Source organism: Algibacillus agarilyticus (assembly GCF_003286125.1).
GTDB lineage: Bacteria > Pseudomonadota > Gammaproteobacteria > Enterobacterales > Alteromonadaceae > Algibacillus > Algibacillus agarilyticus.
The window spans coordinates 24,816-51,309 of record NZ_QMED01000011.1 but is presented as its reverse complement, the minus strand read 5'-3'; the positions used below and the strand labels follow the sequence as shown (position 1 = coordinate 51,309).

Below are 26,494 nucleotides of genomic sequence, written 5' to 3'. Positions count from 1 at the left end.
TTACCATTTCTTTTTCGGTTGGAATAGCACGTCTAAATCATCACTATCTTCAGCGTTTTTCTTTTTCGAGTCAGCTAAGTTAGAGCTTTTAAGTTCGGCCGCTATTTCATTTAATGTTGCTTCTAGCTCTTGATGGCGTTGGCTAGTATATTCATTTCGTGCACTTTGTGCATTAATTGTATTAATTGCTTTTTCAAAGTATTGCCTGGCTGAACCTAGCATATGCGATTTTCTGGCCGCATTACCTCGTTTCATTAAGCTTTCAATATTAACTTTAATCTGGAAATTTTCGAGTTTTTTATCTTCAGCCATAAAAAGATGAGTGTCGAGCTTGCCTTTAGTATGTTCAGCGCGCAGTAAAGTGCGTATTTTTTTAACTGCTTTGATCATGCCAATAACGATTCTATCTTCATCTGGAATGATAAACGTTTCTTCAACTGGTTGGTTTTCAGTTGACATACCCTTAACACGTTCTTGAGCATCTCTTAATCGGCTTGATATTTCTCTTGATTCAGGTGATATCTCAACCATCGATTTTAAAGCATCTAATACACGTTGGTGCATAATTAAAACCAGTTGCGGGCTTACTGGGATAGACCCCGCACTCATTAATAACTCTTCGGTTTCTTCAATGATTTTTTTGTATTTGGCTAATTCAGTGCGTTTATCCGCTTCTGTTTTATTTTTGTGTTGCTGGATCGCATTCATTATTATCGCTAACACAACGAGAGCAACAACAAGACCAATCACAATTTGAAAAATCATAAAGAATTCTCTTAACTATTTATATTTAGTGCTTATCTAATTGATATTACCTAAAAAACCTATATTAGGGTAGTAGCAATTTAAAAACACCTCCACCTAATTCACCGCCATTTTGTAAATGGATCGAACCTGCTTTGCTTTTATTGGTATGTGCTGCGGCTATTAACCGGGCAAAAAACAAACCTAGCCCTGTTCTACCCGCATTTAAATCGAGGTTTTGCATTTCAGAGTTTTGGATCTGTAGCATGCGATCAGGAAAGCCGTCACCGTTATCTTCAATTAGAAAAACGAGCTGGTCATCAACAATATCAGCTGCAATTTTAATTTTCCCGTGACTATAACGCAAAGCATTGATAAAAATATCATTGACTAAGTTACTGATCATATCAATATCAAAATGCCAACTTAAGTCTTCTGGTAAATTGATTTCGACATCTAAACTGTTATTAGCAATATATAATTCATTTTTAGCAATGAGTTCATCAATAACATCATCAATGTAATGTTCTTCAATATTTAATGGTAATTGATTTTTCTCTGCTCGGTAAAGCGTTAATAATTGTAATAAATTTGTATTTAAGCGAGATGCTTCATAGTGCAATCTTGCGAGCTCTTCAGCGTCTTTTTGATCATGGCTGGCCAATTTGTTACTTAAAGAGTCGATCGATTGAATTAGCATACACAGTGAATTTTTCATATCGTGTACTGCCGAAGCAAGTACAGTTGAAAAATCAATCGTTCCAGTCATAATAACCCCATACGATAAGTGTTTTACTTTTAGTTATGTTTCAGTCATAAAGTATAAAAAAGTGAGTCGTTAATTGTAAATTTTAGGCTATTTTCTAATTTATGCCGTTAATAACAAAAATTTATCAATTATTCCATGACTATAGCTAAAGTTTATTTTATAGTAATAAAAGTGAATACAACTATATTTTATTAGAATATAAGCCGAAGATAAGGTGAGGATATGAAACTTCAACAATTACGCTATATTGTCGAGGTGTTAAATCACAATCTCAATGTGTCAGCGACAGCTGAAAGCCTCTATACCTCTCAACCAGGTATCAGTAAACAAGTGCGTATGTTAGAAGACGAGCTTGGCGTGCAAATATTTGGCCGCAGTGGTAAGCATTTAACACACGTAACACCTGCTGGTGGCGATATTATAAATATTGCGCAAGAAATACTATCGAAAGTCGAAAGCATTAAGTCTGTTGCTCGTGAACATACTCTACCTGACCAAGGTAAATTAAACATTGCTACAACGCATACACAAGCGCGTTATGCTTTACCTGATGTTATTAAAGGCTTTATGGGTAAATACCCTAAAGTGTCTTTACATATGCATCAAGGTACGCCTTCACAAATAAGTGATGCAGCGGCTAAAGGTGAAGCTGATTTTGCTATTGCAACTGAAGCTCTTCACTTATATAACGATTTAGTGATGTTACCTTGTTACCACTGGAATCGCAGTATTGTTGTGGCTAAAGATCACCCATTAGCTAAGATGCGTGATGTGACCTTAGCCGACGTGGCTAAATTTCCTATGGTTACGTATGTCTTTGGTTTTACTGGGCGTTCAGAGCTTGATCAAGCCTTTAGTGAACAAGGACTTGAGCCTAAAATAGTGTTCACTGCAACCGATGCTGATGTGATTAAAACCTATGTACGTTTAGGCGTTGGTGTGGGTGTTATGGCAACCATGGCAATCGATGAAGCAACAGATAAAGATTTAGTTGCAATTGATGCAAGCCATTTATTCAAAATGAGTACAACTAAAATTGGCTTTAGAAAAGGTACATTCTTACGTCAATATATGTATGACTTCATTGAACGTTTTGCGCCACATTTAACTAAAGACGTAGTAGAAAAAGCGATAATGCTTAAAAATGCAGATGATATTGATGCCATGTTTGCAGATCTCGATTTACCGGTTAGATAATATTAACTAACGTGGTTAATTTGATTTAAATAGTCAGCTGGTTCTTTGGTATAGAGCCAGCTTGCTAAATCGACTAATATCCCTGCCGTTGCTCCCCACACTAAATTTCCCTCAAAACTAAATGCATAAACTGGAAAGTGTAGTTCGTCTCGTTTTAAGTTTATTTGATAAATATTACTGGGCTTTAAAATAAAACTCAGTGGTAACTTGAGTATTTTACCCACTTCATTGTTATTAACCTTGGTTTCATAAGTTTGATTTAAAGTGGTTATGTAGGGCGTTATCGAAAATCCGCTCAACGTTTTAAACTCATTTAATTCAAAAGTGGTTGAAAAAAGCGCTGAGCGGATCCCTATTTCTTCAAAGGTTTCTCGGTAGGCGGTATCAATTAATGAATTATCTATACCAAGTTCAGGTTTGCCACCTGGAAAACAAAATTGCCCAGGATGATGACGCAAAGAGTGTGCTCTTTGCGTAAGTAGTATGCAAGGTTCTGTGGGGTGGGAGAAATCGATAATAACCAATACGGCCGCCGACGTTAGATTAGATAACGGTAATTGGGTTTTGGCCGTTCTTGTGGTTAACAGTAATTTGCCTAATATTTGTTGTTCAGAACCGTTATTCTTCATTGACCGATTGCACTTCAAAAGCGGGTAAAATTTTAGCGACTTTATGGTAGGTTTCTTGGTATTCACTGGTTACATTAGAGTCAATGACTAGCCCGCCACCAGCCCAACAACATAGGCGTTTGTCATCAGCGAGTAAGGTTCTAATGGCAATATTCGTATCCATTTTACCATTCCAATCAATATAGCCTATGCTGCCACAATAGATATCACGTCGGTGTGGCTCAAGTTCTTCGATAATTTGCATCGCTCTTATTTTAGGTGCACCCGTAATTGAACCACCAGGAAATGCACCTCGTAATAAATCAAATGCACTTTTATTTTCAGCTAATTCGCCTGTAATAGTACTCACCAAGTGATGCACGGCAGGAAAACTTTCTATTTTAAATAAATGCGGCACATGGACAGATTTAGGTGTTGCGACTTTGCTGATATCGTTACGTAATAAATCAACAATCATTAAATTTTCAGCACGGTCTTTTTCTGAGTGCAATAATTGTTTAGCCAGTTTTTGATCTTCTGCTGCTGTTTTACCACGGGGTAATGTGCCTTTAATCGGTTTTGTCTGTATTTTGTTGGCTTTTAATTTTAAGAACCGCTCTGGTGATAAACACAAAACAGTATGTTTGTCTGTTTTGATAAAAGCAGAGAAGGGCGCTTGATTATCTTTGGTTAATTTAAGGTAAGCTTGCCACAAATTGCCGGTATAATTGGCTTCAAATCGTTGTGCCAGATTAATTTGATAACAATCGCCTTCAGTTAAATAACTTTTTACTTTATTAAACTTAGTCGTATATTCATTTTGACTCATATTAGCTTGCCAAGGTTGAGTTAAAACAAATGTATTGGTTGAAGCGCGTTTTATTTGAGATTTATTCAGTAAGGTATCAACACGATTAAGCTTGGGTTGTAAATCAAGCGCAAACCATTTTTTGTTTTTATTATCATAAATAAGACCCCAATCATAAACACCTAGCATTAATTGAGGTAAATCAAAATCTTTAATGCCAATATTGTCGAATGCTTCAATATTTCGACCCAAATCATAACTAAACCAGCCTGCAACACCACCCGCAAAGGGTAAATCAGTTGATAATTCGAAAGGGGGTTTATGCTCAAGCCACAGTTCTTCAGCTATGGTGAATGGGTCGCCTTGTTTATATTGAATATTTCCGTCGTGATTACTCGTGATTTTTGCGTGACCATCTGAGTAAGTTAATAAAGCTAATGGCTTGGACAAAATTATATCGTATTGACTGTTTTCATGCTCAGTTTGCCCCGAATCGAGCAATATCGCACCCATTTCGTCGCTGATACTTGAAAATACGTCACGCGGGCTGATTTGTATATTAATGGGCTTTATAAATTCAGGTATCGGATTTGGGTTCATTTACTTTATTTAAACTGTTTACGAATGCACGTGTTGACTGGCGGGATAACGCGTTCAAGGTTATCATAGAGTCTACTACCCATGCCACTTCAAACTTTGTGTTTATCGCAATAGAATAACTCAATTTATTGAGGTTATCTGTATCTATAGTCAAAGCGATCGGGTTTTAGGGGAAGCCGTCAAGCTTCGAGACCCCATGAGCATATGCTCTACTATGTGATTGGGGCGAGTAAGCGCTGACAATGAACCATAAAACCTGAGCGAGAAGACTATATATTTGAAGCTGGTAAAGGATGGACAGTTGAGACTACATATTAAAGAGGTTGAACGGTTGTTATGACAGTTATACGCCAGCAAGATTTTATTGAAAGCATTGCAGATGCCCTGCAATTTATCTCTTATTACCACCCACTTGATTTTGTGCAAGCGATTGAAAAAGCTTATAACAAAGAGCAAAACCAAGCGGCTAAAGATGCCATGGCACAAATATTAATTAATTCGCGTATGTCTGCAGAAGGTCATCGACCACTTTGTCAAGATACCGGTATCGTGACTTGTTTTGTTAAAGTGGGCATGGGGGTGCAATGGGACAAAGTTGATTTAACGATCCAACAAATGGTTGATGAAGGTACACGTCAAGCTTATTGTAATCCAGATAATCCATTACGGGCTTCGATCGTTGCTGATCCTGCGGGTAGCCGTAAAAACACCAAAGATAACACACCATCAGTTGTGCATATTGAAAGCGTAGCGGGTGAGCATATTGAAGTCATGATTGCGGCTAAAGGTGGCGGTTCTGAAAATAAAACCAAAATGGTGATGTTAAACCCGAGCGATTCAATTGCTGATTGGGTTGTTAAAACGTTACCCACGATGGGAGCGGGCTGGTGCCCACCAGGCATGTTAGGCATAGGTATTGGTGGAACAGCAGAAAAAGCCGCTGTTTTGGCAAAAGAAAGTTTAATGGACCCGGTTGATATTCAAGAGTTAATTGACCGAGGTGTGGTAACCGCTGAAGAAAAATTGCGCTTAGAAATATTTGAACGTGTAAACGCATTAGGGATTGGCGCTCAAGGTTTAGGGGGGTTAACCACCGTTGTTGATATTAAAATTGCCAGCGCGCCGACACATGCAGCTTCAAAACCTGTTGTTATGATCCCTAATTGTGCTGCGACACGACATGTTCATTTCCACCTTGATGGTTCTGGCCCCGCTGAATTACAGCCGCCAAAATTAGAAGACTGGCCTGAAGTTACATGGGAAGTGGGTAAAAATACGCATCGTGTTAATGTGGATAATATTAGCAAAGCCGATATTCAAGAGTGGAAAGCAGGCGATACCGTTTTATTATCAGGTAAAATTTTAACTGGCCGAGATGCCGCTCACAAACGAATTCAAGATTACATGCAACGGGGTGAAGCCTTACCTAATGGTGTCGATTTTAACAATCGCTTTATCTATTACGTCGGCCCTGTTGATGCTGTTGGTGATGAAGTTGTTGGCCCTGCCGGCCCAACAACATCAACGCGTATGGATAAATTTACTGATTTAATGCTCGCTGAGACGGGATTAATTGGCATGATTGGTAAAGCTGAACGCGGACCTGCAACGGTAGATAGTATTCGTCAACATAAAGCGGTTTATTTAATGGCTGTGGGCGGTGCTGCTTATTTAGTCGCTAAAGCGATTAAAAAATCTCGCGTTGTTGCGTTTGATGATTTAGGTATGGAAGCTATTTATGAATTTGAAGTTGAAGATATGCCTGTTACTGTTGCTGTAGATTCAACCGGTAATAACGTTCATGAAACGGGTCCCGCTATTTGGAAAGCTAAAATAGAAGATTTTAAATAAACGTTATATAAAAATTCAGTTTCAGCTTACCAAATAGCGCTGTATAATTAAACAGTGTATATAGTGGTTGATCTTTGTTTTTATAAAGAAAGGCGCCTTCGGGCGCCTTTTTTATTATTCTCAGATTTCATATGCCTAAGTATGCGTATTTAATCTAAAGCGCTATTTCTTCTTTATTTAAACATTAAGGTTATTCAAGATGGTAGAACAACATTTATTACTGATATTAATTGCAGGTGTCGGTGTGCTTTGTTTGTTAAACCTGATTTTTTTAATTTTTTCCTCTCGGCGTAAACTCAAACAAGATGACCTATTTGAATTAAAGGCGGCTTTAATAAAAGAAAATGCAGATCTACGCCAATCTTTACTTAACCAAATGCATGAGCAACAGCAAAACGGTGAGCAACGCATAAACCAAATTACACATACTTTGCAGCAAAGTTTATTTCAAGGGTTTAAAGAGCTCTCGCACAGTAATAATCAACACGCTGCGCAAACCCGTAGTGAACAAGTTTCAGCATTAAAGTCGCATGCTACCTTAATTGCTGAGCAATTAAATAAACTTAATAGCAGTACCGAACAGCGATTAGATAAGATAAGCGAACGAGTGAATGAAAAGCTCAATGAAGGCTTTGCTAAGAGTATTGAAACGTTTAATCGTATCATGCAACGTTTGGTGTTAATTGATGAAGCCCAAAAACAAATCTCTGAACTTTCGGTCAATGTGACTAATTTACAGTCGATATTATCTGATAAACGCAGTCGCGGGGCCTTTGGTGAAGTTCAGCTTTATTCTTTACTTGAAAATACATTAGCGCCTAATCAATTTAAATCACAAGCTCAATTAAGTAATGGTAAAATTGCCGATGCGATCTTAGAGTTACCAGAGCCCACGGGTCGTATTGTGATTGATTCAAAATTTCCGTTAGAGTCTTATCAACGTATGACAGACAATGAAGTGGCTGAAGTCGATCGTGCTGTCGCGGTTAAGCAATTCAAAATAGATGTTAAAAAACATATAAATGATATTGCCAATAAATATATTATTAAGCATGAAACCGCTGATAGTGCTATTTTGTTTTTACCCGCGGAAGCTATTTTTGCTGAGATCCATGCACATCATAATGATTTAGTTGAATTAGCCTGGCGTAGTCGGGTTTGGTTAACGTCGCCCACGACGCTCATGGCTATTTTAACAACCGCTAAAGCGGTATTAAAAGATGAAGCGACGCGTGAGCAAGTTCATATTATTCAACAACACTTGGCTTTATTAAACGATGATTTTAATCGGTTTGGTAAGCGTTTTGATCAGCTCGCGCGTCATATTGATCAAGCCGCGAGTGATGTAAAACAGATCCATACATCGGCACAAAAAATTACAGGTCGTTTTAACACGATTGAAAGTTTAAACTTAGCTGATGAGATAGAACAAATTAAGGTTAAATAATTGCATTCTTCCATTAAAGAAATCGGTTTGTTTCACGATTTAATCCAATTATTGCAAATTGACACATTACAAAAAATACCGAATGTTGAGCAGTTAAACCAATGGGCGAGCACGTTAAGCCCAGGTTTTATTGAGCTTGGTTTAAAGTTTGTCGCCCAAGATGAACATTTTGACTGGCAAGAACAATATTATGAAGAAGTTATTTTTAATCGTTCACTGATCCCAACCCGTATTGAGCACTGGCATGATTTTTTTAATGCGTGTATTTGGTTAGTTTTTCCGAAAACCAAACAATTATTGAATCGTATTCATATTGAAGAAATAGCCTTGCATGGTTTGAAAAAACGTTCTAAATGTCGAGATGCGGTAACGTTATTTGATGAGTGCGGCGTGGTGATGGCAATAAGTGAGAGTCAAATTCAGGGATCACTTCGCTCACATCAATGGCATCAAAATTTTTGGCTCGATCGACATCAATGGGGAAAAGATCGTCAAGGGTTTATCTTTGGGCATGCTAATTATGAAATGGGTTTATCACCTTTTATTGGTTTAACCGGTAAAGCTTTTTTTATCGATGTGCCTGCTGATTTTTTTAATCAAGCTTTAGCAACACAATATGAAATAATGGATATGCTTTTATTGAACCAAATCGGTGTTGATAAGCAATTAACCAATAATAAATGTTTGTCACCCTTACCTTTATTAGGGATACCGACTTGGTATGCGGATAATCAGAATGAAAATTTTTACGCGAATACAAATTATTTTAGACCTAAGCGTGAATTTAAAAAGTAAGTTAAAAAATAGCATTTATATTCGGCGTAACCTGTGTTTTTCATCTCTTGAATATGAAATAGGTATTCATTCTTTGCAATTTAGGCGTAAGCCATTAAGAATCCTCTTTTTTAATTTAAGAGATAATACGAATGGCAGGTTGGCAATTTTGGGTTGATAGAGGGGGCACATTTACAGATTTAATAGCCCAGACGCCTTCAGGTGAATTACTGACACACAAATTATTATCTGTAAACCCGAACCAATATCAAAACTCTGCTATACAAGGTATTCGTGACTTACTTAATTTAAGTTATGAAGAAGCCATTCCGACTCATCTAATCTCGCAAGTAAAAGTTGGTACGACTGTTGCGACTAACGCATTGCTAGAGCGTAAAGGTGAACTCACCGCTTTAGTCACCACTGAAGGTTTTGCGGACGTTTTGAAAATTGCCAATCAAAACCGACCTGATATTTTTGCACTTAATATTGAATTACCTGAACAGCTTTATTGTTGCGCCATTGAAATAAAAGAGCGTATGAATGCGCGAGGTGAAATTGTTAACCCTATTGAGATCGCAGAGGCTAAGCAGAAATTAATTGCGTTAAAAGAGCAGGGTATCAAAGCCATTGCGATTGTTTTAATGCATACTTGGATTAACCCTCAACATGAGCAAGCTTTGGCGTTATTAGCCGCCGAAGTTGGCTTTGAGCAAATATCAGTATCACATGAGGTTTCTGCCACCATTAAAGTGATACCTCGTGGCGATACGACGGTAGTCGATGCTTATTTAACGCCGGTTATGCAAAAATACGTACAACAAATAGCCGATCAATTACCTAACGTTGAATTGTTTTTTATGCAATCGAATGGTGGCTTAGCGAGTTCAATTGCTTTTAAAGGTAAAGATGCCGTGTTATCTGGTCCTGCAGGTGGCATTGTTGGCGCGGTTAGTACTTCAGCGCAATTAGGCTTTGATAAAATTATTGGTTTTGATATGGGCGGAACGTCGACTGATGTATCACATTGCCTAAACCAAGCCTATGAAAAAACCTACCAAACACAAGTCGCAGGTGTGCGTTTAGCCGTCCCTATGATGAATATTCATACCGTAGCTGCGGGTGGCGGTTCAGTTTGTCAATATCGTGATGGGCGTTTTCAAGTCGGACCTGATTCAGCTGGCTCATTTCCAGGACCCGCTTGTTATCGACAAGGAGGGCCTTTAACGGTAACCGATTGCAATGTGGTATTAGGTAAAATTAATGCCGCGTATTTTCCGGCTGTATTTGGTGATAATGCCAATTTACCACTTGATATGGAAGCCGCTATTGCAGCGGTTAAACAAGTACAAGCACAATTGTTAAGCAATGGCGTTGATAAAACGCTAGCTCAAATAGCCCAAGGCTTCATTGCTATTGCGGTTGAAAATATGGCTAATGCGGTTAGAAAAATATCAACGCAGCGTGGTTATCATTTATCGGATTATGCTTTAACTTCTTTTGGCGGGGCTGGTGGGCAACATGCTTGTTTGATTGCAGATGCCTTAGACATCGATACAATATTAATTCACCCTTATGCAGGGGTGCTTTCCGCCTATGGCATCGGGTTAGCTGAGCAAATTGTTACCCAAGAGCAAAGTGTACAAGTGGAGTTTACAGAATCTAACTTACACACGTTTCAGCAAATTGTTGATTCATTAACCTTAAAAACCCGACAATCGTTAAATGCGCAAGGCGTGAAAGATGAATACATTTCCTCTCAAGTTAAAGCACATTTAAAATACGCAGGCGCGGAGGTTATTATTGAAGTTGATTGGCACAACTATGCTTCGATGTGTAACGATTTTGAATGTGAGCATAAACGACTATTTACGTATTATTCTCCTGAATTACCACTGGTTTTAGATGCATTAAGTGTTGATTCATCCTCTAACTTATCTCAAAAAATTGCGCTTTCATGTGCAGATAAAGTCAGTGTTGAACAAATTTTAACTGAAGGTGCTAATGCTGAAAACGCAACGTTGGAACCCATTGTATTTTATAGCGAGCAAACGGAGTATCAAGCCCCTTGCTACCGGCGTGATCAACTCAAAATAACGGATGTTATTAAAGGACCTGCGGTTATTATCGAAAAAACGGGAACAAATATTATTGAGAATGGCTGGCAAGCTGAGGTTATAGATCAGCAAGCGTTAAAATTGACCCGCATGACAGAAAAAGTCGTTGATACACTGACGGTTGATCCGATAAACCTAGAAGTTTTTAACAATCTGTTTATGGTCATTGCGGAGCAAATGGGTAGTACACTGCAAAAAACAGCACATTCAGTTAACATCCGTGAACGGTTAGACTTTTCATGTGCATTATTTGATCAACAAGGTGAGCTTGTGGCCAATGCGCCTCATGTTCCTGTCCATTTAGGCTCTATGTCTCATTCAGTTAAAAGTATTTTGGCTCAATTTACGGCTTTAAGTTTTAATGACGGTGATGCCTTTTTGATTAATTCTCCGTATCATGGTGGTACGCATTTACCTGACTTAACCCTTATTACACCTGTCTTTATTCATGGGCATAATGGGCCTGCATTTTTTGTGGCGTCAAGAGCGCATCACGCTGATGTGGGTGGCATCAGTCCAGGGTCTATGCCATCAAATAGTCAAAGCATTTTAGATGAAGGTTTGATTTTTACCGGTGTAAAAATTAGTAATGAAAATGGCTTAGATATTGAAAATATTCGTGTGTTGTTTAGCGAAAGCGCTTCACCAGCGAGAAATATTACTCAAAATATAGCTGATTTAACCGCACAATATGCCGCGAATAAGCAAGGCGTAAAAGAACTGCAGACTTTATGTTCACAATATGGTTTTAATACGGTCAATGCATTTATGCAAGCTATTTTAGATAATGCTGAGCTCGCTGTCGAAAATGTGATTACGAAATTAAAAGAAGGGGCTTGTTGTTTAACACTTGATACCGGTGCTGAGATAAACGTGGCCATCAAAGTTAATCAACAGACTAAACGTGTGTTAGTTGATTTTACAGGAACATCCGTACAACAATCAGGTAATTTTAATGCACCGCGAGCGGTAACTGACGCTGCGGTTATTTATGTCTTTAGAACCTTAGTTAAGCAAGCTATCCCGTTAAATGCGGGCTGCATGAGACCTATTGATGTTATTGCGCCACAAGGCTCTATGCTGTCTCCTGTCTATCCTGCTGCTGTCGTGGCCGGTAATGTCGAAGTTTCACAAGCGATCGTTAGTGCTTTATTACTGGCGCTTGGTCAAACTGCAGCGTCTCAAACAACGATGAATAACTTAACTTTTGGCAATGCTGATTATCAATATTATGAAACATTGGCTGGAGGTACAGGGGCCGGTATAACACTAGACGGTGATGCTTTTAGTGGTTGTGATGCAGTGCATAGCCATATGACGAACTCTCGGTTAACCGACCCTGAAATTTTAGAGCAACGCTTTCCGGTTGAGCTCGTCAATTTTTCAATTAGACAAGATTCTGGAGGCGATGGTTGCTTCAAAGGCGGAAATGGTATTGTACGCTCAATGCTATTTAAAGAGAGTATGATGGTTTCTATAATGAGTAATTCACGTGTTATTCCACCTTTGGGATTAGAACAGGGTAAAAATGGGTTGCCCGGTGAAGGATTATTACAACGTCATCACGGTAAAACCGAGATTTTAAATTCAAATTGTACCTTTAATGTTGAAAAAGGGGATGTTTTAATCATTAAAACACCGGGCGGTGGTGGATATACCGCCTATAATCGTGGTTAAATAGTCGTTGATGTTTAATATTTTCAATCACTTGCATTTAAAACTGGCTGCTGGTCAAAACAAAAGCTATGCTTAATTCAGCTCTTGGTACTTTGTTAATATAGATATATTAATATTTTTATTCGTTATATATTAAGTTATAACGAATAAATGACCTATTCTAGGTTATATTTGTATTAAATTAGTTTAGAAAACGACAAGGTCGTCGATAAATATCAAGGTATTTAATAAATAATCGCGGCTATAAGTGGTCTAAATACACAAATATGCTATAAAGTTAAAAACGACTGACCTTGTTTATAACTAAATCAGAAAATAAGAAGGAATAACCTTTAATGTTTAGCTTTCTAAGTCCACAGATTCCTGAAGATAAAACACTCATAGATAAAAAAGAATTAGCTGAGTTACGTGATAAAGCCGCTACATTAGACAAAGTTGTGCAGTGCGATGCTAAAACGATCGCACAAGAGTTAGCTAATAACGCTAGCTCTGCGAGTGAAAATGCAACTCAGAGATTAAGACGTATTGAATCAAGCTTTGATTTAGTTAGAAATTTTATAGAGCAAACAAGTGACATTGAATCTATTTCGCAAAGTGCATATGAATCATCTGCTGAAACGGCCAGTACCAGTCAAGATTGTATTGAGCAACTTGGAAAATTAGCTGAAAACATTCGCAGTTCAGCGCAATTTATTACTGAATTTACAATCCTTTTAGGTAATTTAGACGAAAACAGTAAAAATATTGATCAATTAGTTGAATCAATTAAAGGTATTGCTGCACAAACTAACTTACTTGCCTTGAACGCGGCAATTGAAGCGGCTCGAGCTGGTGAACATGGACGCGGTTTCGCGGTCGTTGCGGATGAAGTACGCTCATTAGCGAATACGGCAAATGAATCGGCAGATCAAATTCAAACTGAAATGCATAAAATAATGGATATTTCGACAGAGATTATTGATAAGCAAAAAGACGTAGAAAATTTAATCGAAGCGAGTGTGCATATTGCGGATGAAACAACAGGGCAATTAGGCTCTTTAGCTGAGCTAGCGAATACGAGTTCATCTAATGTTGAACAAATAATGGAAAGTGTACAAAGCCAAATGAGTAGTGTTGATGCTATTCGTAATACGATGGAAGATCTCGTTAACGATACTCAAAATTCAATTGATAAAGCGTCGCGTAATGTCGACTTGAGTAAAAAATTACAATCTGAATTAGTCCAACTTAATTAATTATTGTCTTTTCTACAACACGCTATAAGTCTTCACTATAGTCAAAGCGATCGGGTTTTAGGGGAAGCCGTCAAGCTTCGAGACCCCATGAGCATATGCACTACTATGTGATTAGGGCGAGTAAGCGCTGACAATGAACCATAAAACCTGAGCGAGAAGACTATACATTGGCGTGTTGTTTGTCTAAAACGGCTTTAATATGAATCAAAAAACACTTAAAAAAGTATTATGGCCCAATTGCGCACGTTGTCGTCATTATAGAGCGATGCTCATTTGGGGATTGATTATGCTGGGTGTTAGCTATTTTTTTTGGTAAGTATGCGTTTATCTTTGTTGCAAATTAAACCGATTAATCGAGAAAACGGCTTTAAAGTTTGTTTCTTTAGTGTGGTTTTTTTCTTACTTTATCTACTCTTCTTTCATACGTTAACGCAACCGTACCCCATTATAAAAATCACCTATTTATTAACCTGTTTTATTGGCTTTTTATTAGGGCTATTAAAAATTATTGAGCCTGTAATCAGTTGTGAGCTAGATGACACTGGCCTTATTTATTATTTAAAAAAAGGTGAATTAAAAGTGCGTTGGCAAGATATTAGGCGTATGGGTGATGTTAATTTTGAGTCCAGAAAATTGCCCTATATTGGTATAAAACTGATATCACTTGATAATGTTTTAAATGATACTTCACTGCGAGTTATGTCAAACTTGATTGTGCAACAACGTGCTTTACTTGGTCAGGTCATGAGTCAGTCATGCGAAACAGGGACTTGCATTAGTGAAGACATATTAAATACCGACCCCTTTAAAACCGCTGAACGCACCTATAAAGGTGTTCAGGCTATGTTTGCTCATCAACTTGTTTTATTAGATACCCACCTTGGATACCATATTTTGCTGCCCGAAGGTGCATTAGATCGTCAACCTGACGAGTTCATTCGACTGATGCGTCAATATAAAATAGAAAATGTAAAATATACTTAAAGTGCGTGTTGCTAAATTTTTAAATTTAAGTAATTAGCTTTTGATATGAAGTGTTTTCTGAGGTAGATTAGTGCTATTAAATAGAATACGGTATTTAAAAAGTGAGTGTCTCGACGCTGTTTCCTATCTTTCACTTGGTATTGTATTTATTCACGTTTTCGCATTAATTTCACTTTTCATTTAATGACGTTAAAACATCGACTTAATTAGCTGAAGGTTTCAATGACTCAACTGACTTATCAATTAGATGATGCTGGTAACAAACTTTGGCTTGTTGCTGATTTTTCTAACAGCGCAGCCGCGATTAAACTTGAACAAATCACGTCTACATTTCAAGAATCTGAATTTACAGCCTACTTCTTCCTTGAAGATGAAGCTAAAAATGCCGTTGCACTCATTAATGATAAAGTCACTAAAAAATTAACTAGCGGTGTTTCGAAGCATGTGGTTGCTGAAAAACGGCCAGCAAAAATAAAAATAAAAATGAATGCGGATAAAATGATCGCTAGTGCCGATGTTGTTTGTGCATACGGCGGTAATGCGTTAACAGCAAAGCAAATTATTCGTTGTTTAGCTCAAGTTGGCGTCACAATGGGGGTTGACCAAGAAGCCGTTAAAGCGTTAGCTCAAAAAATTTCGGTTGGCGAACCAGGCGAATCAATTGTAATGGAGCTGGCGTTTGGTAAGTTACCTGTACAAGGTGAAGACAGTTTTTTTGAAGCGTTAACCAAAAATGCGCGTGATCGGGTCTTGCAACCACAAGAAGCGGATCACGGCAAAGTCGATATGCGGGATTTAGGTGAAGTTATTTCGGTTAAAGCCGGAGCTGAACTTATGCGTCGCCATCCGCCGACACTTGGTAAACCAGGTTTTAAAGTTAATGGTGATACGCTACAGCCTATACCTGGTGCTGAATTACCTTTTGAAAATGCTGAAGGGGTTGAAATATCTAGTAAAGATAAAAATTTACTTATTTCATCCATGCCCGGCTTACCTTATGTTTTAGAAAAAGGCATGCGAGTTGATAATGTTTTAATGTTGTCAGCAGTTGATATTAGTACTGGGCATATCAATTTTGAAGGGGGGGTTGTTGTTAATGGTGATGTGACCGAAGGAATGCGCCTTAAAGCAACCGGTGATGTAACGGTTACTGGGTTTGTTGATAACGCGACGATAGAGGTTGCGGGGTCTTTAACCGTTGCTAAAGGGATTATAGGCCGTAAAGTTGACGACGTTGGCCCTGGCGAATCAGCTGTCTATCATTGCCACGTAAGAGCTAAAGGTGTTGTGGCCGCTAAGTATATGCAATATGCCAATATAGAAACTCAAGGCAAGGTTGAATTTCATTCACAGTTGATGCATTGCTTTATTAAAGCTAATCGAGTTATTGGTGTAGATGAAAATAAACCAATAGGTAAAATTGTCGGTGGCTTTTTTGAATTAGAAGAATTTCTAGCGTGCGGAACATTAGGTGCGCCTGCTTCAACCCATACACATATCAATTTATACCCACTTTACGCTAAATTAAAAAGTAAGTTAATGGCCATTAAAAAGCTGATCCATGAAAAAGAAATGGTAGTTGGTGAAATTAAATTAGCTTGGCAACATTTACAGAAACAGCCTGATGATGAGCATAAAAATGAGTTAATGGCTGAGACAAAAACTAATTATCGTGAGCACGATAAATTACTTAAGCAATTAAATTTGGCAGAGGCAAAGATAGAAACACAAATTCATGACGCTTTAATTCGTTGCAAAGTGATTGCGACTCGTCAAATGTTTAATAATATTCATGTGAAACTAGGCAACTGGCAAACGCACACCGAACGCGAATATGGACCTTTAACAATTGCCTATGCAGACGAGTCACTTAAAAAAATAGGTTAATTTGCTAACGATCAGTCACACAGTTTTTGCGTAAATGTTCTGATGGTTTATCCGTGATCACCAAAGCACGTTGTTCAGGACAAAAATAGCCTTTAACTTTAGTTTCAAAATCGCTGTCGATAGCTTTAGCCACTTGGTATAACGTTTCTACTGCCGTGCTATTCACAACAAACGGGTATTTAACAACAAAATCGCGATCAAGCCACCAAACTAAATTAATATTCTCTCTTGCCGCTATTTTACTCAACTCATGCATTAATGTTGTACCGGCTTCGAATTCATTATTCGTAACTGAACCTCGCCACTTATTATTTAATGGTTTAGTGATCGTCGTTAAATGATCGAGTTGTGTTTTGATGTCGATTGATTTTGCGTGCCGTAATTCTAATATATAAGAGTCTTTAACTTGCGGTGTGGTATCAAATTTTTCCTTCATTTCAGCATAAAAGTCAGTCAGGCCTTCAGAAGGCGTTTTCTGTTTATTTGAAATCTGGCTGCCTGTTGATTGAGATTGCTGCAGCGTAATTAAATAGACACCGACACTGATCACTAAAATAATAATTAGGGATTGCTTGAGCCAAAAATGCATGAATACAACTTATTTTCATATTAGTGTTTATAAATAATACTAAATAATTTTAGCGATAGTCAATTTATATACAATTTATTAATATCGCCGTAATGATTGACAAACATAACATCGTTTTTTAGTTTAATAATGTTAACCCTGAGCATATAAATCTGTTTTATCGCCCTTAGGCCTTGTTTTAAAACGACGGTGCAGCCACATATACTGCTCTGGAGCCTGCTGAATTCCCGCTTCGATTATCTTATTTATGCGGGCTGCGTCATGGGTATCATCGCCACTGGGGTAGTCTTCAAGGGCGGGTGAAAAGTCGATGGTATAACCACTATTATCTTTATTTCGATAGATGGTGGATATAACAACTTTACAGTTAGCATCGTTGGCTATCATTGTTGTTGCTGTGGTTGTGCATGTTTGTTTTTCGGCAAAAAATGGCACAAATACGCTTTTGCGGCGACCATAATCTTGGTCAGGTAAATAGATAACCGATTCATTATTTTCTAATGCTTTATATAAGCCGCGCACATCTTTTTTACCTATCTGATAACGATTATCTCTTGTTCGACCCTTATATTGAATATACTCCATTAACGCATTGTTGTGTGGGCGGTAAAAGCCGATATTTGGATGGTGTAAACCTAATAAGCGGTTACAAATTTCTAAACACACCATGTGATGAGCGATCAGTAAAACGCCTTGACCGGCTTCTTTGGCAGCAATAATGTTTTCTATTCCAGTGACATGACCGAGTTTTTTTATACGCCAGGTTGGCCACCACCAACCCATGCCTGACTCGAACAAAGCAATGCCCGTCGCTTTAAAATTCTCTTTAACGAGCGCTTCTCTTTCATCTTCTGGCATATCAGGAAAACATAATGCCAAGTTTCGCCTAGCGATGTGTGTTCGTCTTTTAAATTTAGCATACAATATTTTGCCAACTAATCGCCCTAAGCCGAGTTGAGTTTTATAGGGCAACCATGAAATAAGATAAAGAAAACTTAATCCAAGCCAGTTAAGCCAATACTTAGGTAAAAAAAATGAAAATGAAAATTTAGGCGTTTGCAAATCAGTTATCTCTTAATCGGACTTTCAATGATTTAATTAATTTCAGTGACATTGCACTTAAGGGAGCCATCAGCAAGCATAATATCAATCGATTGATTTACGTTAGCTTGTGAAACCGAGCGTATTATCTGATCCTTATCATTTTTTGCAATACTATATCCACGTGCCAAGGTTAATAAAGGGCTATAAGCTTGCAATTTTTCTGAAAGAATCACGAGTTTATGTTGTTGAAGATTGTATTTATCTGTTATTGCGTAATGTAAGCGTTGCTGAAGTTGGCTTGCTAAGTGACCTTTAGTGGTAATTGATTTTTCAGGTGATGCATCTATGCAGCGTTGAGACAATTGATTAAGGCGCGTTTGGTGTTGGTTGTGAATATGCTTTAATTGTTGATGTAATTGTGAAGCATAATTATCGAGTTTTTGTTGTTGGGTAAAAAGTTGAAATTTTGGGTCGGTTGCCGTTAATCGATTTTTTAACGTGTTGGCCTTATTTTGCTTAGCATTTAATAAATAATTAAAGGCATGAATAAGGTCACTTCTTAATTGCGTTAATCTTTGTGTTTGCTCTATTAAAGAAGAAGATATTAATTCGGCGGCCGCAGATGGGGTAGGGGCTCGATGATCAGCCACTAGATCCGAAATAGACACATCAACCTCATGGCCGACTGCACTTATGGTTGGAATATGGCTGTTTGCAATGGCACGGGCTACGACTTCTTCATTAAAACTCCATAAATCTTCAGTGGAACCCCCACCTCGAGTGATCACTAAGGTATCTACTTCTGCACGTGCGTTGGCGATATTGATCATATGGGCGATGTTATCAGCGGCGTTTGTGCCTTGAACTAATGTGGGGTAAATAATAACATTGATACAAGGAGCTCGACGTTTGAGAACCGTTAATACATCGTGCAGTGCTGCGCCCTTTGCTGAGGTGACCAATCCGACCGTATTGATAATACTCGGAATCGCTTTTTTACGCTCTAAACCAAATAACCCTTCTGCAGCGAGCTTAAATTTTAATTTTTCAAAAGCTTGTTTTAAAAGTCCTTCACCACTTGACTCCATCTGTTCAATAATTAGCTGATAGTCACCTCTTGGTTCATACAAACTGACTTTCGCTTTGACTAAAACTTGATCGCCATTTTTGGCTTTAAAACGAACATGTCGATTGGCCCCTTTAAACATAGCGCATTGTACTTGGGCATTGTCATCTTTAAGTTTTAAATACCAATGACCAGAAGAGGCTTGTAAAAAATTGGATATTTCACCTTCGACCCAAACATGCAAAAAATGGGTGTTTAATAAATCTTTAACCGATTGGTTTAAACGCGAAATACTGTATATATTTTGTAATGGATTCAGTTTCATTGAAGTTATTATTCAAAAGAGTGAAATATCAGTTTACCTTAAAACGTAAAACAGATAAAATGCGGCCGCAACATTTACTGTAGTTTTCACGATGGTAAATACCCTATAATGCTTATTAAACAGCCTCCAAACTAGGTGAGAAGTTGCAAATATGTTAAGAATAGCTAAAGAAGCTTTAACGTTCGATGACGTTTTACTAGTACCTGGTCACTCGACAGTACTTCCTCATACAGCCGAATTAAAAACACGCCTGACAAATTCTATTACGCTTAATATTCCTTTGGTTTCATCTGCGATGGATACCGTGACTGAAGCTTCGCTTGCCATTGCATTGGCGCAAGAAGGTGGTCTTGGTTTTATTCATAAAAACATGACTATTGAACAGCAAGCTAAGCAAGTCAGTCTGGTGAAAAAATATGAAGCAGGCGTAGTATCCGATCCCTTAACGGTAACGGCTGATATGACGATTCAGCAAGTTATTGAGCTGAGCGAAGAAAGTCATTTTTCGGGTTTCCCTGTTGTAGATGACAATAATGGCTTAGTTGGTATTGTGACTGCGCGTGATATTCGCTTTGAAAATAATTTAAGCCAATCGATTTCTGGCATCATGACCCCCAAAGAACGTCTTGTTACTGTAAAAGAAGGTGCAAGTCGTGACGAAATTTTAACGCTTATGCATGATAACCGTATTGAAAAAATACTGGTTGTTGATGATGCATTTAAATTGGTCGGTATGATCACAGTTAAAGATTTCCAAAAAGCGGAAAGTAAACCTAATGCGTGTAAAGACGAATTAGGTCGATTACGTGTTGGTGCTGCTGTTGGTGTCGGTGCCGGTACAGAAGAACGTGTAACGGCTCTAATTGAGGCGGGGGCCGATGTTATTTTGGTTGATACCTCGCATGGCCACTCTCAAGGTGTGCTTGACCGAATTAAATGGGTAAGAGAAACATTTCCTGATATTCAATTAATTGGTGGTAATGTTGCAACAGCTGAAGGTGCTTTAGCCATTGCTGATGCCGGTGCTGATGCTGTTAAAGTGGGTATTGGTCCTGGATCAATTTGTACGACTCGTATTGTTACGGGTTGTGGTGTACCACAAATTACGGCTGTTTCAGATGCGGCTGATGCGTTAAAAGAACGCGGTATCCCGGTTATTGCTGATGGCGGTATTCGCTTTTCTGGCGATATAGCTAAAGCACTCGCGGCTGGTGCCAGCTGTGTGATGGTTGGCTCAATGTTTGCCGGTACTGAAGAAGCACCAGGCGAAGTCGAGTTATACCAAGGTCGTTATTATAAATCATACCGAGGTATGGGGTCGTTAGGAGCCATGAACCAAAAAGAAGGTTCATCTGACCGTTACTTCCAAAAATCGAATGAAGCCGATAAATTAGTACCAGAAGGTATTGAAGGTCGTGTCGCTTATAAAGGGCCTATTTCGACTATCATCCATCAACAATTAGGTGGTATTCGCTCGGCAATGGGATTAACAGGTTGTGGCTCGATTGAAGCGCTTAATACCAAAGCTCAATTTGTTAAGATCACCTCTGCAGGTATGGGTGAATCTCATGTTCATGATGTAACCATCACTAAAGAAGCGCCTAACTACCGTTTAGGTTAAGCTTACTTTTACAGATTAATATAGGCTGATATTTTAGGATATCGGCCTTTTCTTTTTTATAATTGGATAGAAAAATGAGTCGAGATATACATCAACATAAAATCTTAATTTTAGATTTCGGTTCACAATATACGCAGTTAATTGCGCGTCGCATTCGTGAAATCGGTGTTTATTGTGAACTTTGGGCTTGGGATGTTACTGAAGAGCAAATTAAAGAATTTTCGCCAAATGGGATTATTTTAGCCGGTGGACCTGAAAGTGTAACAGAGCAGGACTCACCTCGTGCACCAGAATATGTATTTAATGCGGGTGTACCTGTGTTAGGTGTTTGTTATGGCATGCAAACGATGTCTCAACAATTAGGCGGTTCGGTCGAAGTATCCAATGAGCGTGAATTTGGTTACGCACAAGTTGAAGTTATTGCTGCATCTGCGTTATTGAAAAACATCGAAGATTCAATCAATGATGCAGGCAATGCATTACTTGACGTGTGGATGAGTCATGGTGATAAAGTTAATGCTATACCTGCTGATTTTAGTGTAGTCGCACAAACACCAAGTTGCCCATTTGCTATTATGGCTAATGAAGAAAAACGCTTTTACGGTGTGCAATTTCACCCTGAAGTGACTCACACAAAACAAGGTTTACGTTTATTAGAAAACTTTGTTGTTGATATTTGTGCTTGTGAAAAATTATGGACATCGGCTTCAATTATTGAAGACGCAATTGCCAAAATGAAAGCACAAGTGGGTGATGACGAAGTGGTATTAGGTTTATCGGGTGGTGTTGATTCATCAGTCGTCGCCATGCTTTTACACCGTGCGATAGGTGATAAATTAACGTGTGTATTTGTTGATAACGGCTTGTTACGTTTGAATGAAGGCGAGCAAGTTATGGATATGTTTGGTGACCATTTTGGTCTCAATATTATTCATGTTAAAGCCGAAGACCGTTTCTTAGACCGATTAGCCAATGAAGCTGATCCTGAAGCTAAACGTAAAATTATCGGTAATGTTTTTGTAGAAGTGTTTGATGAAGAAGCCAGTAAATTAGAAAACGCTAAATGGTTAGCCCAAGGGACGATTTACCCTGATGTTATTGAATCAGCTGCATCAAAAACAGGTAAAGCCCATGTTATCAAATCACATCATAATGTGGGTGGTTTGCCTGAAGATATGGCGCTAGGTTTAGTTGAACCTTTACGTGAGTTATTTAAAGATGAAGTGCGTAAAATTGGTTTAGAGCTAGGCTTGCCTTATGACATGCTTTACCGTCACCCTTTCCCTGGGCCTGGACTCGGTGTGCGTATATTAGGCGAAGTTAAAAAAGAATATGCCGATTTATTACGCAGAGCAGACGCGATATTCATAGAAGAATTGTATAAAGCCGATCTTTATCATAAAGTCAGCCAAGCATTTACGGTGTTTTTACCTGTACGCTCAGTGGGTGTTATGGGTGATGGTCGTAAATATGATTGGGTTGTTTCACTTCGTGCCGTTGAAACAATAGATTTCATGACGGCTCATTGGGCTCATTTACCTTACGATTTCTTAGGGTTAGTCTCTAATCGCATTATTAATGAAATCGACGGTATATCGCGTGTTGTTTATGATATATCGGGCAAACCCCCTGCCACCATAGAATGGGAATAGTTCGTTAAATTTTTATTTAGCTATTCTAAACTTAAAAAAGCCTTAGATTTCTAAGGCTTTTTTGCATAATAGAGCCATCGTTATTTTATGTTAGATGTATTAAGTCATATTTTACGCATTACCGTAAGGCACCTCGGTCGTCTAAGCTGCTTGATCTGTCTATTATGTTTAAATATAAAATTTGTTTACGCTGAATCTTTTATTACCAAACCTTCTGTCACTAAACCTGCTATCACCAAGCGCGCTAAAATTAAATCGCCGTTGATTGTTAAACATGTTGATAATCATTATTTTAGACAAGTGATAGAACTCGCTTTAGCTAAATCGAAACCTATCTATGGTGATTATCAAATTGAACTACAAGAACATATAGGGTCAAAAGAACGCATGCGACGTTTATTACAAAAAGGCTCGTATGTTGACGTTTTATGGAGCACAACAAGTACTGAACGTGAGAAACAATTAAAACCGGTAAAATTCAGTTTACTAAAAAAATTAAACCAATATCGTATTTTAGTTTTAAGCGATCGTGAAACCGTCAACGCATTTGAGAGTGTGAATACGTTGTCTGATCTGCGCGCATTTACGGCCTCTTCAGGAACTCATTGGCAAGATACTAAAGTATTCGAGCGCAATAAATTACCGATGGTAACCACTGTCAAATTTGCCTCTGTTTTTAGTTTATTACGTATTGGTCGAGTCGATTATGTTGCTCGAGGTGCATACGAATTATCTCGTGAGCTTAAGCAAGGTTATTATTCCGGTTTGTATATTGACTCTAGGTTGATGCTTAAATACGGAATGGATTACTATTTTTTTGTTCATCCTGATAATGATGAGCTACATGATAGGTTACTTTCAGGATTACAAATTGCACAAGCTGATGGCAGTTTTGATAAATTATTCTTTTCGTTCGATGAATATAAAGAAGGTTGGGATAGGGTGCATAATCATCAGCGTAAGTTAATTTTATTACAAGATTAACTTTACAATGTCAGCATGCAACATGGATAAACACGCCGTTATTTTTTATCCCCCTTTTTATTTTTAACTCCAGTCACTTCAATAAACTCGCTCAGAAGATCAGCCTCACTGAACCTTGCATCTAAAGTGATTTGGGAATATATGCCTATTTTACTCGAACGTGAGTAATACCAATCTATATTAATAAGTGATCTCTCAGAATGCATCCAGCGGTTTTTGAACAAGGCGTCGGTGTACTTCAGGCATCCTGCCTTTCGCTAAAGCCAGCAAAGCTGTTCAAAAATGTTCCAGACATTTTTGTGTAGGAATGGTTGTTCCCTTTTAAATACCGATAACGCAGATCAAAAGCCGCTGGGGCATTCCTTTCAGGCGAGTTTTAAATGCGCTTGCTCTGTGTTGCTCGAACTCAAAAGAGCACCACTATTCTTTCATTTAAGCGCTCGCTGAGTGGGCCGTTATTATTACGGATTGGTATAATCAAGGTCAACAGGTAATAGGTTACGTTACAACCCATTACCTATTTAAGTTTGTATAGTCTTCTCGCTCAGGTTTTATGGTTAATTGTCAGTGCTTACTCTCGACTTTGGCTCCTGCGTCGTTCTAACACCTAAGTCCATTTAGGCGGCCCCAATCACATATAGAGCATATGCTCATGGGGTCTCGAAGCTTGCCTGCACGGATGCAGGTAAGGGGCGAGAGCAGGACGCGGTAGCTTTGACGGCTTTGCTTACATGGATGTAAGTTCTGAGGTTTCGTCTGGCACGAGAAACCGGCCCCTAAAACCCGATCGCTTTGACTATATGGGTTATTCGCTTGAATTATCCGTGAATTTAGCGGGTATAAATATGGCCTCGATGGGTAAGTTAAAAATAGCCGCAATGGTAAAAGCTAACTGTAAAGAAGGATCATGTTTACTGCGCTCTATTGCATTAATAGCTTGCCTTGATACACCCAGCTGTTTACCTAAATCTTCTTGAGACCATTTCTTTTCGGCTCTTAATGCTTTTAGGTTATTCTGCACGGGCATCTACCGCCACTAAAATTTGTACGATAACCCCGTGACAGCCAAATATAATGGGCAATAAAAAAGCAATATTAAATTCTGGCATTGGCATTTTCATCGCTAACATACCATAAGCGAATGTTGAAAACCCGACAAGCCCGGTGATCCATATAAGTGATTCGCCTGTTAATCTTTGTAAATATTCATCCATTGTTAAATAATATTCTCGGTAAATAAAAAAAGACCAAATTAAAGGAACCACGGGTAATAAAGCAAAAAATACTTTAAGCAGCATTGATAGCTCATAAAGCTCGAATGCAAACGTTTGTACGGCTATTAAGATTAAAAATATAACCATTGATAGCATGAATTTTTTTACAAATCTTTTCGAAAATTTATTTTGAGCATAATCCATTTTATTTTCCTTATTGAATAAATGAAAACATCTATTTTGTTTATAGGGAGTATTAAATATAAGTGTCAGGTTAACCTTACATGGTTACTTTAAGTGCATTTGAATTTTATGTCAAGTATACCTTACATATTGCATTAACCCTTATTTAGCAGCTGTCGTTTATAATGTGCGGTTGTGCACAGTTTTTGAGCATTTTGCTTGTGATTATTTAAGCTGCATATTTCTTCCTTAATCGTTTGGCAGTATTAACTTATTGATTAAAACAGACCAACAGATAAGGATATACCCGTGGCTAATATTGTAATTGCAGATAATCATGCTATTTACCGTTTAGGTCTTAAAACCTATTTTGCCAAAACAGCACATAATATTATGGGTGAAGTGAATAGTTATAAGTCATTGCATGATCTGCTCGAAGTTCAAATGCCAGACATCTTATTTTATGATTGTTATTTACCCTATGGTGAATTGGTAAGTTCATTAACAACGATTAAAAAAATGCATCCCAATATGAAAATTGTATTAATCACTTATAGTCAGTTTTTCCATATACATCAGTCTAAAATTAATCAGTTGATCGATGCGGTGTGTTTACGTTCGTTTAATTTAATTGAAGTACGTGAAATTACTGAACGACTATTAACTAATCAACCTGAGGTTAGTTTGGCTATATAAATTGTTAGCGTGGGTGTTAATGCAGAGGGGATTGAGCGTTATACGGTTTTAGGCGATAGAGTGCGAAGAAACCGATTAAATATATTAATGAGTTAACGGAATTGTTTTGATTTTAATAAACGCAAAGCTGTATAGGATATTGGCGATGCGTTTATTAAGTTAATAACAATTCCGTTAGCGATTTACATCAATATTATAGTCTTCTCGCTCAGGTTTTATGGTTCATTGTCAGCGCTTACTCTCGACTTTGGCTCCTGCGTCGTTCTAACACCTAAATCCATTTAGGCGGCCCCAATCACATAGTAGAGCATATGCTCCTGGGGTCTCGAAGCTTGACGGCTTCCTCTAAACCCCGATCGCTTTGACTATATTTAATCGGTACTCAGGGACTGCTCTCGACTTCTACAGGTTATTTATTTGCT

Annotated in this window: 21 protein-coding genes; 12 read left to right on the top strand and 9 right to left on the bottom strand. The window is 38.1% G+C overall.

What is annotated here, in order from left to right; genetic code table 11:
- Positions 1–765: a hypothetical protein gene (locus DPX34_RS10520; RefSeq protein WP_111978389.1), complete on the bottom strand. Its 765-nt coding sequence runs from the start codon at positions 763–765 to the stop codon at positions 1–3.
- Positions 766–829: 64 nt separating this feature from the next.
- On the bottom strand, positions 830–1,513 hold the full coding sequence (locus tag DPX34_RS10515) for a sensor histidine kinase (RefSeq protein WP_111978388.1): 684 nt from the start codon (positions 1,511–1,513) through the stop codon (positions 830–832).
- A gap of 222 nt (positions 1,514–1,735) precedes the next feature.
- On the opposite strand from DPX34_RS10515, the gene cysB reads away from it, so the two are divergent.
- Entirely contained in the window at positions 1,736–2,710 is a 975-nt protein-coding gene (gene cysB, locus DPX34_RS10510; protein WP_111978387.1) for an HTH-type transcriptional regulator CysB, read from the top strand.
- 2 nt (positions 2,711–2,712) lie between these two features.
- Here the strand turns inward: cysB and DPX34_RS10505 are convergent, their stop codons facing one another.
- Together DPX34_RS10505 and pabB are read right to left on the bottom strand one after the other, a co-directional pair.
- Positions 2,713–3,339, bottom strand: a complete 627-nt coding sequence (locus tag DPX34_RS10505) for an NUDIX hydrolase (protein ID WP_111978386.1) — start codon at positions 3,337–3,339, stop codon at positions 2,713–2,715.
- Positions 3,329–4,726 (bottom strand): aminodeoxychorismate synthase component I, encoded by a 1,398-nt coding sequence (pabB, locus tag DPX34_RS10500; RefSeq protein WP_111978385.1) that lies wholly within the window; start codon positions 4,724–4,726, stop codon positions 3,329–3,331. Before pabB ends, DPX34_RS10505 begins: the two co-directional genes overlap by 11 nt.
- A gap of 336 nt (positions 4,727–5,062) precedes the next feature.
- Between pabB and DPX34_RS10495 the strand changes: the two genes are divergently transcribed.
- From DPX34_RS10495 to DPX34_RS10465, 7 genes are all read left to right on the top strand, one after another.
- Entirely contained in the window at positions 5,063–6,577 is a 1,515-nt protein-coding gene (locus tag DPX34_RS10495; RefSeq protein WP_111978384.1) for a fumarate hydratase, read from the top strand.
- Between the two features lie 199 nt (positions 6,578–6,776).
- Entirely contained in the window at positions 6,777–8,024 is a 1,248-nt protein-coding gene (locus DPX34_RS10490; RefSeq protein WP_111978383.1) for a DNA recombination protein RmuC, read from the top strand.
- Positions 8,025–8,819 carry a DUF3025 domain-containing protein gene (locus DPX34_RS10485; RefSeq protein ID WP_111978382.1) on the top strand — a complete coding sequence of 265 codons (795 nt, stop codon included), beginning with the start codon at positions 8,025–8,027 and terminating at the stop codon, positions 8,817–8,819.
- Positions 8,820–8,950: 131 nt separating this feature from the next.
- Complete coding sequence (locus DPX34_RS10480; RefSeq protein WP_111978381.1) at positions 8,951–12,592, top strand: hydantoinase B/oxoprolinase family protein; 3,642 nt, start codon at positions 8,951–8,953, stop codon at positions 12,590–12,592.
- A 335-nt stretch (positions 12,593–12,927) separates the two neighbouring features.
- Positions 12,928–13,827, top strand: a complete 900-nt coding sequence (locus DPX34_RS10475; RefSeq protein WP_111978380.1) for a methyl-accepting chemotaxis protein — start codon at positions 12,928–12,930, stop codon at positions 13,825–13,827.
- A gap of 318 nt (positions 13,828–14,145) precedes the next feature.
- Positions 14,146–14,811 carry a DUF2982 domain-containing protein gene (locus tag DPX34_RS10470; RefSeq protein WP_111978379.1) on the top strand — a complete coding sequence of 222 codons (666 nt, stop codon included), beginning with the start codon at positions 14,146–14,148 and terminating at the stop codon, positions 14,809–14,811.
- Positions 14,812–15,033: 222 nt separating this feature from the next.
- Positions 15,034–16,698, top strand: coding sequence for a flagellar assembly protein A (locus DPX34_RS10465; RefSeq protein WP_111978378.1), 1,665 nt, complete (start codon positions 15,034–15,036; stop codon positions 16,696–16,698).
- 4 nt (positions 16,699–16,702) lie between these two features.
- Here DPX34_RS10465 and DPX34_RS10460 read toward each other — a convergent pair whose 3' ends face one another.
- The 3 genes from DPX34_RS10460 to xseA all read right to left on the bottom strand — a co-directional run bounded on the left by DPX34_RS10460 (position 16,703) and on the right by xseA (position 19,722).
- On the bottom strand, positions 16,703–17,287 hold the full coding sequence (locus tag DPX34_RS10460; RefSeq protein ID WP_111978377.1) for a TcpQ domain-containing protein: 585 nt from the start codon (positions 17,285–17,287) through the stop codon (positions 16,703–16,705).
- 132 nt (positions 17,288–17,419) lie between these two features.
- Complete coding sequence (gene lpxL / locus DPX34_RS10455) at positions 17,420–18,349, bottom strand: LpxL/LpxP family Kdo(2)-lipid IV(A) lauroyl/palmitoleoyl acyltransferase (RefSeq protein ID WP_111978376.1); 930 nt, start codon at positions 18,347–18,349, stop codon at positions 17,420–17,422.
- 32 nt (positions 18,350–18,381) lie between these two features.
- Positions 18,382–19,722 (bottom strand): exodeoxyribonuclease VII large subunit, encoded by a 1,341-nt coding sequence (gene xseA / locus DPX34_RS10450; protein WP_111978375.1) that lies wholly within the window; start codon positions 19,720–19,722, stop codon positions 18,382–18,384.
- A 151-nt stretch (positions 19,723–19,873) separates the two neighbouring features.
- Here xseA and guaB point away from each other — a divergent pair, with 151 nt between their 5' ends.
- The 3 genes from guaB (at position 19,874) to DPX34_RS10435 (ending at position 23,979) form a co-directional block, all read left to right on the top strand.
- Positions 19,874–21,343 (top strand): IMP dehydrogenase, encoded by a 1,470-nt coding sequence (gene guaB, locus DPX34_RS10445; RefSeq protein ID WP_111978374.1) that lies wholly within the window; start codon positions 19,874–19,876, stop codon positions 21,341–21,343.
- A 74-nt stretch (positions 21,344–21,417) separates the two neighbouring features.
- Positions 21,418–22,995 (top strand): glutamine-hydrolyzing GMP synthase, encoded by a 1,578-nt coding sequence (guaA, locus tag DPX34_RS10440; protein ID WP_111978373.1) that lies wholly within the window; start codon positions 21,418–21,420, stop codon positions 22,993–22,995.
- Between the two features lie 87 nt (positions 22,996–23,082).
- A complete protein-coding gene (locus DPX34_RS10435; protein ID WP_111978372.1) occupies positions 23,083–23,979 on the top strand; it encodes a transporter substrate-binding domain-containing protein in 897 nt (298 codons plus the stop codon).
- 805 nt (positions 23,980–24,784) lie between these two features.
- On the opposite strand, the gene DPX34_RS10430 is transcribed toward DPX34_RS10435, so the two are convergent.
- Together DPX34_RS10430 and DPX34_RS10425 are read right to left on the bottom strand one after the other, a co-directional pair.
- Positions 24,785–25,006: a helix-turn-helix transcriptional regulator gene (locus DPX34_RS10430; protein ID WP_198673678.1), complete on the bottom strand. Its 222-nt coding sequence runs from the start codon at positions 25,004–25,006 to the stop codon at positions 24,785–24,787.
- The gene (locus tag DPX34_RS10425) at positions 24,990–25,397 is read right to left on the bottom strand and encodes a hypothetical protein (RefSeq protein ID WP_111978371.1); all 408 of its coding nucleotides are present in this window, start codon (positions 25,395–25,397) and stop codon (positions 24,990–24,992) included. Before DPX34_RS10425 ends, DPX34_RS10430 begins: the two co-directional genes overlap by 17 nt.
- 288 nt (positions 25,398–25,685) lie before the next feature.
- On the opposite strand from DPX34_RS10425, the gene DPX34_RS10420 reads away from it, so the two are divergent.
- Positions 25,686–26,072: a response regulator gene (locus DPX34_RS10420; RefSeq protein ID WP_157964691.1), complete on the top strand. Its 387-nt coding sequence runs from the start codon at positions 25,686–25,688 to the stop codon at positions 26,070–26,072.
- Positions 26,073–26,494: the final 422 nt, after the last annotated feature.

What these genes read in the sequence shown, in the direction of transcription:
- DPX34_RS10520 (WP_111978389.1), bottom strand. Translation starts at nt 765, where the DNA reads ATGATTTTTCAAATTGTGATTGGTCTTGTTGTTGCTCTCGTTGTGTTA.
- DPX34_RS10515 (WP_111978388.1), bottom strand. Translation starts at nt 1,513, where the DNA reads ATGACTGGAACGATTGATTTTTCAACTGTACTTGCTTCGGCAGTACAC.
- cysB (WP_111978387.1), top strand. Translation starts at nt 1,736, where the DNA reads ATGAAACTTCAACAATTACGCTATATTGTCGAGGTGTTAAATCACAAT.
- DPX34_RS10505 (WP_111978386.1), bottom strand. Translation starts at nt 3,339, where the DNA reads ATGAAGAATAACGGTTCTGAACAACAAATATTAGGCAAATTACTGTTA.
- pabB (WP_111978385.1), bottom strand. Translation starts at nt 4,726, where the DNA reads ATGAACCCAAATCCGATACCTGAATTTATAAAGCCCATTAATATACAA.
- DPX34_RS10495 (WP_111978384.1), top strand. Translation starts at nt 5,063, where the DNA reads ATGACAGTTATACGCCAGCAAGATTTTATTGAAAGCATTGCAGATGCC.
- DPX34_RS10490 (WP_111978383.1), top strand. Translation starts at nt 6,777, where the DNA reads ATGGTAGAACAACATTTATTACTGATATTAATTGCAGGTGTCGGTGTG.
- DPX34_RS10480 (WP_111978381.1), top strand. Translation starts at nt 8,951, where the DNA reads ATGGCAGGTTGGCAATTTTGGGTTGATAGAGGGGGCACATTTACAGAT.
- DPX34_RS10475 (WP_111978380.1), top strand. Translation starts at nt 12,928, where the DNA reads ATGTTTAGCTTTCTAAGTCCACAGATTCCTGAAGATAAAACACTCATA.
- DPX34_RS10470 (WP_111978379.1), top strand. Translation starts at nt 14,146, where the DNA reads ATGCGTTTATCTTTGTTGCAAATTAAACCGATTAATCGAGAAAACGGC.
- DPX34_RS10465 (WP_111978378.1), top strand. Translation starts at nt 15,034, where the DNA reads ATGACTCAACTGACTTATCAATTAGATGATGCTGGTAACAAACTTTGG.
- DPX34_RS10460 (WP_111978377.1), bottom strand. Translation starts at nt 17,287, where the DNA reads ATGCATTTTTGGCTCAAGCAATCCCTAATTATTATTTTAGTGATCAGT.
- xseA (WP_111978375.1), bottom strand. Translation starts at nt 19,722, where the DNA reads ATGAAACTGAATCCATTACAAAATATATACAGTATTTCGCGTTTAAAC.
- guaB (WP_111978374.1), top strand. Translation starts at nt 19,874, where the DNA reads ATGTTAAGAATAGCTAAAGAAGCTTTAACGTTCGATGACGTTTTACTA.
- guaA (WP_111978373.1), top strand. Translation starts at nt 21,418, where the DNA reads ATGAGTCGAGATATACATCAACATAAAATCTTAATTTTAGATTTCGGT.
- DPX34_RS10435 (WP_111978372.1), top strand. Translation starts at nt 23,083, where the DNA reads ATGTTAGATGTATTAAGTCATATTTTACGCATTACCGTAAGGCACCTC.
- DPX34_RS10430 (WP_198673678.1), bottom strand. Translation starts at nt 25,006, where the DNA reads ATGCCCGTGCAGAATAACCTAAAAGCATTAAGAGCCGAAAAGAAATGG.
- DPX34_RS10425 (WP_111978371.1), bottom strand. Translation starts at nt 25,397, where the DNA reads ATGGATTATGCTCAAAATAAATTTTCGAAAAGATTTGTAAAAAAATTC.